The 2,745-nt window shown below is 40.0% G+C and carries 3 protein-coding genes; all 3 read right to left on the reverse strand.

What is annotated here, in order from left to right:
- Window positions 1-488 precede the first annotated feature (488 nt).
- Window positions 489-1,058, reverse strand: coding sequence for a YdhK family protein (locus AC1DVB_RS26395; protein WP_454862161.1), 570 nt, complete (start codon window positions 1,056-1,058; stop codon window positions 489-491).
- Between the two features lie 259 nt (window positions 1,059-1,317).
- Window positions 1,318-1,941, reverse strand: a complete 624-nt coding sequence (locus AC1DVB_RS26400) for a hypothetical protein (protein WP_057275559.1) — start codon at window positions 1,939-1,941, stop codon at window positions 1,318-1,320.
- 331 nt (window positions 1,942-2,272) lie between these two features.
- The coding region (locus tag AC1DVB_RS26405) for an arylamine N-acetyltransferase family protein (protein ID WP_477591751.1) at window positions 2,273-2,745 on the reverse strand (473 nt) is incomplete at its 5' end.

Here is a 2,745-nt window from a genome sequence, read left to right on the forward strand (position 1 = left end):
TTGTCAAAAAATTGATGGAAAAGCCAAACTGTAAACGAATTGGAAAAGAGCCAGTTTCCCTACAATATTTCTTTTATAAAATTCCCGTTGATTGGAACGKAAGGTACGAGACTCCTGCGGGAAAAGCGTGGCCAGGGAGACCMCGCAGGCGAACGCCGAGTAGGCTCCCGGACCGCCCGCGGAAAGCGAGTGCCTGGAGTGGAAATCATTACACATACCCTCTTTCGGAAATCCGCTCCCTTTCCGCCGACTTTCTGCCAAGCCTCCTAGGCAGAAGCGCCTGTGGGATCTCGGCTAGCCAGTTATTGGGCTGGAATGTCGCAAATCTCYTCAATCCAATGAGGCTTACAGTAAAAGAACATCAATGGTCATCTAGTCTTGTTTTACAAATCATAGTTCGGGATGAGACTATTCCGAATCCACTTTTGTCACAAACAGAAGGAGTTTCCAATCCTTTTTTCTCCTGTTTTTGAACTCATGATGTTAAATCATTTAGACGCAGATAATTCGCTTTCGGTTACCCATTTATGGTTCTTCACTTTTTCTCCTCCCGTAGTCGGTGTGAAATCGACCATATAAACAGTCGTTTTTTCGGCAGATTCAACTTCAGCGACTGCCCCTTTCATCCCTTCCATATGAGAAGCATTTACTGTGACCTCCGCTCCGGGTTCATACGCCACTTCACCTGCATCTTTGATTTCTTCATGAATGATCCATTTATGATTTCCCACTTTTTTTCCGCCAGTTGCAGGGGTATACGAAATTGCATAAGCAGTCGTATCAAAGGCACCCACTATTGTTGCTTCAGCCCCTTTCATGCTTTCCATATGACCTGATTCGATAATCGCTTGACTTCCAACTTCATAGGTTGGATTTTCTGCCGCTTTTAATCCCTCCGGAACATCATCCGAGCTAGAATGGTTCATGTCCATTTCACTATGTTCCTTTACTTCTTTCTCTTCTTTGTTTTTATCATCGCTGTTGGAACATGCTCCAAGGACTAAAAACAGGGCTGCAAATAATGATAAGATGATAGGCAATTTTGTTCTTATTTTCATATTGAATAAAACCTCCTTTATGATTACATCCATCTTACCAATTAAATATGCAGAAAATATGGAGTACACTCGTGACTGAATGTAACCTGATGGCGATCATATTAAAGGTCTGGATAAAAGTGAACAGCATGCCATCGAGCGTGGTTTAACGAGGAAAAAGAATGGTTTAGTGATAGAGAGGGTATTTGAGGTATTCAACCCTGCCGGATCGTGCTTGGAAATCAAGCAAGAAGGACTTGGTCAAAAGTCCTTCCTCTGTCTAGTCTTCCAAAGTTGATTGTTCGATTTTTTGCATGATATGTGAAAGGTTCAGGGAGGCATGTTTTTTATAATCCCTGCCTATGGATTTGAATAACCCTTTCGCTATACCTATTAACATGATTTTCGTATGTCCATCAGAAATAATGGACTTATTAGGGAAACTTGATTCAGCATGTGCACCGCCAATTTTATTAGCTGTTTCCTTAATAAAATCAATGACTTTAATTTCCTGGGTTTTTCCTTCGATGTCGATTTTATAGATAATTTGATTTCTCCAAAGCTTTAGCTCAATCCTTTGTTTAGTATAATCGAAGAGTTCTTCCGTAATATGATCATGATCATTGCTCATTTGATTCGAGTCTTTAATGGGATACAATTTCGGGTTAGGATTGATTTTCTTTATTAAGGATTGGTCAATTGTGACCTTTTCCCGCTTTATGCGCGTATTTTTCGTTTCACATAGAATCAGCCTTAACTGTCCGGCAATTATATTGTTGAATTCTTGTAATCCAAAGAATTCAACAAGCATTACACTATATTCCAAAATGGTGATGGCTTCATCGAATTTTCGTTTAGCAGCTGCATTCGATCTAGTAAAAACCAATCGGTTCTTCTTCTCCATATCCTTCTCACCCCACTGAATTCGAATGTATTGAATAAATAGTAAAACATCCATAATGGATGTTTCAGACTGTAGACAAATTCGTAGAAAGACAGTTTGCCTACAGTTTTCAAGTGTTCTCAAAAATTCGCTACTTTTCCGCCAAAAAGCATTCAGCGGGTTCTCTACCGGCCAACTATTCGGCAGGAGTGTCGCAAATTAATATAGTAATAGTTTTCTAAGTCTTGCATATCAATGACATCCCATGGAATGACCATTCTATTCATAAAAAAACTGTCGAGGATGGACAATCTTTCGATAAGGATGCCTTTGATATTCAGATTTTTTTATACTATCTATCGAAGTGCTGTTTCATTAACTCTTTAAATCGTGTTCCATCTATTTCTTCTTTCGTCATTTTTCCATTTTCCCACTTTGTAAAGGAAGTATCGGTTAAAGTGATGTTCCCGCTGTTTGTCAAACGGGTGATTAATGGATGTTTATTGAATGGCGATTGGGGATTTTCCCTGATGATCGTTTGGACCTCATTAAGTTCCGCTACATTTCCCACGGGTTGTGAAGAATCGAAAGCATAGCCTATTCTCCAATCGCGATCTTTATGTTTCAGTTTTAATTCAAGGATATGATCTCCGTGGTTGGTACTTTCTTTTTTTATCCTGAATTCGCCATTTCGGGAAACGACCGTTTGTCCGTTCAACGGAACTGGTTTTAATGGCAGATTCCCGCCAAAACCCGTATCGATCAAATAGGTTTGGCCCTCATGGTTCAATAGAATGGTGACATGTGTCCTTCCTATGGTCATCC

The sequence above is a fragment of the Peribacillus sp. P4_D6 genome (assembly GCF_056401795.1).